The 7,729-nt window shown below is 64.0% G+C and carries 9 protein-coding genes; 7 read left to right on the forward strand and 2 right to left on the reverse strand.

Features of this window, described 5'->3' with window-relative positions:
* Positions 1-5 precede the first annotated feature (5 nt).
* From FCU66_RS20545 to FCU66_RS20570, 6 genes are all read left to right on the forward strand, one after another.
* Positions 6-497 carry a GFA family protein gene (locus FCU66_RS20545; protein ID WP_136622806.1) on the forward strand — a complete coding sequence of 164 codons (492 nt, stop codon included), beginning with the start codon at positions 6-8 and terminating at the stop codon, positions 495-497.
* Positions 494-970: a GFA family protein gene (locus tag FCU66_RS20550; RefSeq protein WP_136622805.1), complete on the forward strand. Its 477-nt coding sequence runs from the start codon at positions 494-496 to the stop codon at positions 968-970. Before FCU66_RS20545 ends, FCU66_RS20550 begins: the two co-directional genes overlap by 4 nt.
* Positions 967-1,923, forward strand: coding sequence for a prolyl aminopeptidase (pip, locus tag FCU66_RS20555; RefSeq protein WP_136622804.1), 957 nt, complete (start codon positions 967-969; stop codon positions 1,921-1,923). The genes FCU66_RS20550 and pip overlap by 4 nt, the downstream gene beginning before the upstream one ends.
* Positions 1,920-3,542: a citramalate synthase gene (gene cimA, locus FCU66_RS20560; RefSeq protein ID WP_181956564.1), complete on the forward strand. Its 1,623-nt coding sequence runs from the start codon at positions 1,920-1,922 to the stop codon at positions 3,540-3,542. Before pip ends, cimA begins: the two co-directional genes overlap by 4 nt.
* A gap of 83 nt (positions 3,543-3,625) precedes the next feature.
* Positions 3,626-4,552, forward strand: a complete 927-nt coding sequence (gene rarD, locus FCU66_RS20565; RefSeq protein ID WP_136622802.1) for an EamA family transporter RarD — start codon at positions 3,626-3,628, stop codon at positions 4,550-4,552.
* 9 nt (positions 4,553-4,561) lie between these two features.
* Positions 4,562-5,245: a glutathione S-transferase family protein gene (locus FCU66_RS20570; protein WP_136622801.1), complete on the forward strand. Its 684-nt coding sequence runs from the start codon at positions 4,562-4,564 to the stop codon at positions 5,243-5,245.
* A 4-nt stretch (positions 5,246-5,249) separates the two neighbouring features.
* Here the strand turns inward: FCU66_RS20570 and FCU66_RS20575 are convergent, their stop codons facing one another.
* Together FCU66_RS20575 and FCU66_RS20580 are read right to left on the reverse strand one after the other, a co-directional pair.
* A complete protein-coding gene (locus tag FCU66_RS20575; RefSeq protein ID WP_136622800.1) occupies positions 5,250-6,248 on the reverse strand; it encodes a transporter in 999 nt (332 codons plus the stop codon).
* A 176-nt stretch (positions 6,249-6,424) separates the two neighbouring features.
* Complete coding sequence (locus tag FCU66_RS20580; RefSeq protein WP_136622799.1) at positions 6,425-6,715, reverse strand: muconolactone Delta-isomerase family protein; 291 nt, start codon at positions 6,713-6,715, stop codon at positions 6,425-6,427.
* Positions 6,716-6,823: 108 nt separating this feature from the next.
* On the opposite strand from FCU66_RS20580, the gene FCU66_RS20585 reads away from it, so the two are divergent.
* Positions 6,824-7,729, forward strand: a complete 906-nt coding sequence (locus tag FCU66_RS20585) for a LysR substrate-binding domain-containing protein (RefSeq protein ID WP_136622798.1) — start codon at positions 6,824-6,826, stop codon at positions 7,727-7,729.

Here is a 7,729-nt window from a genome sequence, read left to right on the forward strand (position 1 = left end):
CGGTGATGAGCCTCGACAACCGGCCGATCTACACCGGCGGCTGCCAGTGCGGCGCGGTGCGCTTTCGCGTCGAGGGCACGCTTGGTGACGCCTCGATCTGCCATTGCCGCATGTGCCAGAAGGCATTCGGCTCGTTCTACGCGCCGCTGGTGTCGGTGCGCGGCGCCAGGCTCGACTGGACGCGTGGCGAGCCGAAATACTTCCGTTCCTCCAACCATGTCGATCGTGGCTTCTGCGCCAATTGCGGCACGCCACTGACCTTCACCGCACCGGACGGCGTTGGCCTCGCCATTGGTGCGTTCGACAATCCGGCGGAGATTGTGCCGCTGATCCAGTGGGGGATCGAGGCAAAGCTGCCCTATGTCGACTCGATCCCGCAACTGCCGGGCGAGGACACCATGGCCGACATGTCGTCGGCCTCCTATCTGGCCGATCTCGTCTCCTACCAGCACCCGGACCACGACACCGAACAATGGCCACCGAAGGAAAGATCATGACCGAGACAGTAAGAACCGGCGGCTGCCAGTGCGGCGCCGTGCGCTTCCGCATTCATGGAGCGCTCGGCCGCCCCTCGATCTGCCATTGCCGCATGTGCCAGAAGCAGTTCGGCTCGTTCTTCGGTGCGCTGGTCACGGTACCCAGGGACGGCGTCGAATGGACCCATGAAGAGCCGAGTTATTTCCAGTCGTCGGTCAACATCGATCGTGGTTTCTGCGCCCGCTGCGGGACGCCGCTGACCTACCGGCAGCCCGGAGGGCTTGAGATCGCTATCGGTGCCTTCGACGACCGCTCCGATCTCGCTCCGCAGATCCAGGTCAACTACGCCGCGCGGCTGCCCTGGGTGGAGACGATCTTCGATCAGCCCGTCCACCAGGATCCCGACTACTATGCCCGGCAGGAAGCGATCATCTCCTTCCAGCACCCCGACCATGAAACAGCGGACTGGCCGACCAAAGGTTTGCAACTATGAGCAGTCAATTGCGTACGCTTTATCCCGAGATCGAAGCGTTCGATTCCGGCATGCTCGATGTCGGCGACGGCCATCAGGTCTACTGGGAGCGTTCCGGCACCAAGGGCGCCAAGCCGGCGGTGTTCCTGCATGGCGGGCCGGGCGGCACCATTTCGCCAAAACACCGGCGGCTGTTCGACCCGAAGCTCTACGATGTCACCCTGTTCGACCAGCGCGGCTGCGGAAAGTCGACGCCCAACGCCTCGCTCGAAGCCAATACGACATGGCACCTGGTCGCCGATATCGAACGGCTGCGCGAAATGGCCGGCTTCGACCAATGGCTGGTGTTTGGCGGCTCCTGGGGCTCCACGCTTGCGCTGGCCTATGCCGAAACGCACCCCGAACGCGTCAGTGAGCTGGTGGTACGCGGCATCTACACGCTGACGCGTGCGGAACTCGAATGGTACTATCAGTTCGGCGTCTCGGAGATGTTTCCGGACAAATGGGAGCGGTTCCTGGCGCCGATCCCGGAGGCCGAGCGCGGTGACATGATGGCCGCCTACCGCAAGCGGCTGGTCGGCACAGATCTCAAGGCGCAGATCGAGGCCGCTCGCGCCTGGAGTCTGTGGGAAGGCGAAACAATCACGCTGTTGCCGGAGCCGGAGACCAGTGGACCGTTTGGGCAGGACGACTATGCCGTCGCCTTCGCCCGCATCGAGAACCATTATTTCGTCCATGCCGGCTGGCTTGAGGAAGGGCAGCTGCTGCGCGACGCGCACAAGCTGAGTGACATTCCCGGCACCATCGTCCACGGCCGCTACGACATGCCGTGCCCGGCGCGCTATGCCTGGGCGCTGCACAAGGCCTGGCCAAAGGCGGATTTCCACCTGATCGAGGGCGCCGGTCATGCTTATTCGGAGCCGGGTATCCTTGACCGGCTGATCCGAGCGACGGACAAGTTTGCAGGCAAATGACCATGACCCGCGAGCGCCTCTATCTCTTCGACACCACATTGCGCGATGGCCAGCAGACGCCGGGCATCGACTTTTCCGTCGAGGACAAGATCGCCATCGCCAGACTGCTCGACGCTTTTGGTCTCGACTATGTCGAGGGCGGCTACCCCGGCGCCAATCCGACCGACACAGCCTTCTTCCAGGAGAAGCGCACGGAGCACGCCCAATTCGTCGCCTTCGGCATGACCAAGCGGGCAGGGGTGTCGGCGTCCAACGATCCCGGCCTTGCGTCACTTGTGCAATCGAAGTCGGATGCCATCTGCTTCGTCGCCAAGAGCTGGGACTACCATGTCCGTGTCGCGCTCGGCTGCACCAATGAGGAGAACCTCGACGCCATCAAGGCCTCCGTCGAGGCAGCGATCGCCGCCGGCAAGGAGGCATTGGTCGACGTCGAGCATTTCTTCGACGGCTTCAAGGCCAATCCCGACTATGCGCTGGCCTGCGCCAGGACCGCTTACGATGCCGGCGCGCGCTGGGTGGTGCTGTGCGACACCAATGGCGGCACGCAGCCGTCGGAAGTCCGCGCCATCGTCGAGAAGGTTATTTCGTCCGGTATTTCAGGCGATCATCTCGGCATCCATGCCCATGACGACACCGGCCAGGCCGTGGCGAACTCCCTCGCCGCTGTCGAGGCCGGCGTGCGCCAGATCCAGGGCACGCTCAACGGCATCGGCGAGCGCTGCGGCAACGCCAACCTGATCTCGATCGTGCCGACTCTGGCGCTGAAGCCGGCCTTCGCCGATCGTTTCGAGACGGGGATTTCAACTGAGGCACTGACCGGCATTTCGCGCCTGTCGCGCGCCTTCGACGAACTCTTGAACCGAGCCCCGGAAGCGCAGGCGCCCTATGTCGGCGCTTCCGCCTTCGCCACCAAGGCCGGCATCCATGCCTCCGCACTTGCCAAGGAGCCGGCGACCTATGAGCATGTGCCTCCGGAAACGGTCGGTAACCGCCGCCGCGTCATGGTTTCGGACCAGGGCGGCAAGGCCAATTTCCTCGCCGAGCTGAAGCGGCGCGGCATCGAGGTGCCGAAGGACGATCACCGGCTCGACGCGCTGATATCAGTGGTCAAGGAGCGCGAGGCCGAGGGCTACGCCTATGAAGGCGCCGATGCCAGCTTCGAACTCCTGGCGCGCAAGATGCTGCATGGCCTGCCGGAATTCTTCAACGTCACCTCGTTCCGCTGCATGGTCGAGCGCCGCTTCGACGCCAACGGCCAGCTGAAGACGGTCTCCGAAGCGATCGTCAAGGTGGTGGTCGATGGCGAGGAGAAGATGTCGGTGGCCGAGGGGCATGGCCCGGTCAACGCACTCGACATCGCGCTGCGCAAGGACCTCGGCAAGTTCCAGGGCGAGATCGCCGACATGGAGCTGGCCGACTTCAAGGTGCGTATCCTCAATGGCGGCACCGAGGCGATCACCCGCGTTCTGATCGAATCGCATGACGGCACCGGCGCGCGCTGGTGGACGGTCGGCGTTTCGGAGAACATCATCGACGCTTCGTTCCAGGCGCTGATGGATTCCATCGTCTACAAGCTGATGAAGAACCGCGAGATGGCCGGGCTGGTGGCGGCCGAATAGGGTTGAACCATCAGCGAAAGTCCATTGATCCATCAGAACTTTGCGATGGTCTTGCCAAGGTGACTGGGCCATAGCGTTGGCCCATGGCCACTGAAGTAATTATCCTGGACGCAGATTCCAAGGCCCATCGCGGCTTCCTGCTGGCACTGGGCGCCTATCTGCTATGGGGTCTGCTGCCTTTCTACATGAAGGCGGTCGCTCATCTGCCGCTCGCCGAAGTCATTGCCCATCGCATCGTCTGGTCGGTGCCGATCGCCGCCGCCGTTCTGGTCTGGGCCGGCCGAACGGCGGATTTCAAGGCGGCACTGCGTTCGCCGCGCACCATCGCGATGGCCGCGCTGACGGCGGCGCTGATCTCGGTCAACTGGGGCATCTATGTCTGGGCGATTGCCGTCGACCGCACCGTCGAGACCGCGCTCGGCTACTACATCAATCCGCTGGTCAGCGTCGTCGTCGGCGCGCTGCTGCTTGGCGAGCGGCTCGACCGGCTGCAGATCGCGGCAGTGGCGCTGGCGGCCGTCGCCGTCGCCGTGCTGACCATAGAGGGCGGCAAGCTGCCCTGGGTGTCACTGGCGCTGGCGTTTTCCTTCGCCGCCTACGGCTTCTTCCGCAAGACGCTGCCGATCGGCCCGAGCCAGGGGTTTCTGCTCGAAGTGCTTTTGCTGTCGGTGCCGGCCCTTGGCTACATCGCTTACTTGATCGCGACCGGACAGGACCACATCGTATCCAGCAGCGGTGCCGATACGGCGCTGCTGATCGGCTGCGGTCCGGTCACGTCGATACCGCTCTTGCTGTTCGCCTTCGGCGCCAAGCTGCTGCGCCTCTCCACCATCGGCATCATGCAGTATATCGCGCCGACCATGGTGTTCCTGATCGCCGTTCTGATCTTCGACGAGCCTTTCGGCACGACCCAGGCCATCGCCTTTGCGCTGATCTGGGCGGCACTGGCGGTCTATTCCTGGTCGATGTTGACGACAGCGCGCCGGGCCGCGGCGCAGCCCGCACGGTAAGGGGTGTCGATGTACCTGCTGCATATCGCCAACAAGAACTATTCCTCATGGTCGTTGCGGCCCTGGGTGCTTATGCGGACATTGGACATTCCGTTCGAGGAGCGGCTGACCCCGTTTCCGACCGGGTCGAGTTGGGAACTCTACCGGCCGTTCTCGCCGAGCGGCCGGGTGCCGTGCCTGATCGACGATGGCTGGGCGGTCTGGGATTCGCTGGCCATCGCCGAATATCTCGCCGAGCGCCATCATGGCGTGTGGCCTGTCGAGGCCAAGGCGCGCGCCTGGGCGCGCTCGGCCGCCGCCGAGATGCATTCGAGCTTCACCGCACTGCGCGGCGCCTGTCCGATGAGTTGCGGCCTGCGCGTAAAGCCGTTTCCGATGTCCGATGCGCTAAAGCAGGACCTCTTTCGCCTCGGCGACCTCTGGAACGATGGCCTTGCCCGTTTCGGCGGGCCGTTTCTGGCCGGCGCTCATTTCACCGCCGTCGACGCTTTCTTTGCCCCGGTGGCGTTTCGCGCACAGTCCTATGGGCTTTCTTTCGAGGGTGCGGCTGCAGCCTATCCGGCGCAGTTGCTTGCCCTGCCGGCAATGCGCGAATGGTATGCGGCTGGCCTTGCCGAGATCTGGCGCGAGCCCGACCACGAAGCGGAAGTCGCCGCCGCCGGCACCATCATCGAGGATCTTCGCGCGGTTTGAGCGCTTACATCCGCCCTAGGCGCCGGACGAACAGATAGGTACCCGCCGCGATAACCATCGACACGGCCGACACCACCCAGAACCCCATCGGCGTGTTGACCAGGGGCAGCCCGCCGACATTCATGCCGAACAGGCCGGAGATGATGGTCATCGGCAACAGCACCGCCGTCATCACCGACAGCACATAGAGCAACTGGTTCGACTGCGTCGTTAGCTTGGCCATCAGCTCGTCCTGCAGCAGCCGGGCGCGGGCCTGCAACTGTTCGCCGTCATAGTGCAGCGTCTGCGCACGGTGCGACAGCCGCGCCGCCATGTCGTTGATTGTGTCAGGCAGGTCGTTGCGGTGCGAATGATCGAGATGGCGAAACAGATTGGTCAGCGTCGCCATCTGCCGGTGGATCACCACCAGGTGCCGGCGAGCGTCGACGAGGGATTGCCGCTCATTGTGCCATGCGTCGCAGACGATGCGATCCTCGATGCCGTCGAGACTGTCGCCGAGTGCCGCGAGTTCGGCCACCATGCCGTCGAAAGACTGGCCCACGACAGCCTCGATCAGTTCGGCCGGCGAGCGGAACTTGCGCGATCCGTTCTCGATCGCCTTGCGGATGTTATCGACCGACTGCAGCGGTTGCTTGCGGGCACCAACCAGCATGGTGTCGTTGAGGGCGAAGCGGAAATGGCCAAGTCCGCCCGCTTCCGCCGAATAGTCGTGGCGCAGATCCGGCAGGTCGCCATAGAGCCAGTCGTCCTCGAGGTCGATATGGCAGCCATGGCTGGCGGACAGGAAGGCTTCGCGCACCGATGCCGGCAAAGCCTGATCGGCGCCAATCTCATGGCGGGCGCGCATGTCGGAAAGCTGATAGCTGCGCCACGTCCAGTGTGCGGCGGCGGCGTCCCTGGTTAGCACGCCTTCGGTGGTAAAGTGGTAGATGAAAAACAACCCGTGCTCGTCGGGCAGGTAAGGCGACAGATCGGTGCCTTCCGGGGCGAGAGCGATGTCCATGGGCGTGGTGCCAGATGCAGGTTTCGAACATGGCGCCGCATGGCGGCCGCCTGACCTTGATTTCTAGCATGAGCGAACCCGGTTTCGTGTGACGGTTTCTTGACAGCCGATCACAGTCTGTCGATCACCCACGTCAATCCGGTGGTGACGCCTTCGCCACCCCCGGATTGCGCCTCTCAGCGCTTCGGGCCGAAGCCCGGGTAGGGCTTGAGCGGCACGATTGCGGCAATGTCCATCATGCCGGCCTTGACCAGCGGCAAGGTGGCGAGATGGCCACGGACCTCTGCATCATCGGCTGCCTCGAACATCATGCCGCTGCCCGGGATGTCGCCGCGGTTCCAGACCTGACGCACCGTGCCTTCGGCATAGAGCGTGCGCCGCTGTTCGGCTTCGCCGGGCAGAAGCGGGGCGAAATCGGCATCGGTGAACTCAGCGGTGTTGCGGGTGAGAAGGGCAAAGAACTGCATGGCGGTCTCCTTTGGTTGGGATGGCCGATTGTCGCTTCGACTGGTCAGATAGTCCAAGACTGATTAGGCTAAAGTTGAGACCTGACAGGACTGGAGCCTTGGAGAAAAATGTTCGACCTGCGCCAGCTCCGTTATTTCGTCACCGTCGCCGAAACCGGCAATGTCGGGCGCGCCGCCGAAATGCTGCATATTTCGCAGTCGCCGCTCAGCCGGCAGATCATGCAGCTCGAGGAGCAGCTTGGCGTCAGTCTGTTCGAACGGGCGAAGCAACGGGTCCATCTCAACGCCGAGGGTCGCGCCTTCCTCGCCGAGGCCCGCGCGCTGCTGTCCAATGCGCGACGTTTGGAGGAGTTTGGCCGCAACCTGGCCAGCGGCGCCGTCGGTCGTCTCGCCATCGGCTATGTCGAAGGCGCCGTGCATGCCGGGCTTGTCGCCGGAATGCTGCGCCAGTTCCGCCGCGACCGGCCGGATTTCCACCTGCAATTGAGAAGCCTGCGTTCGGCGGCGCAACTGGAGGGACTGCGGCAGCGGTCGCTCGATCTGGGCTTTGTCTACTCGCCGCCAGCCGACGATGACCCGGATGTCGCCGCCATGGCGCTGCGGCACGAACCGCTGGTGTTGGCGATCCCCGAAGATGATCCGCTCGTCCAAATATCAGAGATCGGGCCGCATCACCTCGACGGCCGCACCTGGATCACCGTCGTGCGCCAGCCTGACGACACCAACCGTGGCCAGTTCCTCGCCGCTTGCGCCAAGGCCGGCTTTCTGCCCGACATCGCCTATGAGACGGCGGATCCGCTGACCTCGCTCGGCTTGGTCAGCGCCGGACTCGGCCTGGCGACGGTACAGGCCAGTCTGCGCGCCGCCGCACCGTCGCGCATCGTGTTTCGCGACCTGCCATGGTTCGAGCGCACGGTTTCCATCTATCTTGCCTGGCGGCGGCAGGATCGGCGGGCGGTGATTGGGGATTTGCGGCAGACTGCTGAGAAAGAGGGTAGGGCAGTAGGGCAGTAG

Source organism: Mesorhizobium norvegicum, assembly GCF_004919685.1.
GTDB classification, from domain to species: Bacteria; Pseudomonadota; Alphaproteobacteria; order Rhizobiales; family Rhizobiaceae; genus Mesorhizobium; species Mesorhizobium norvegicum.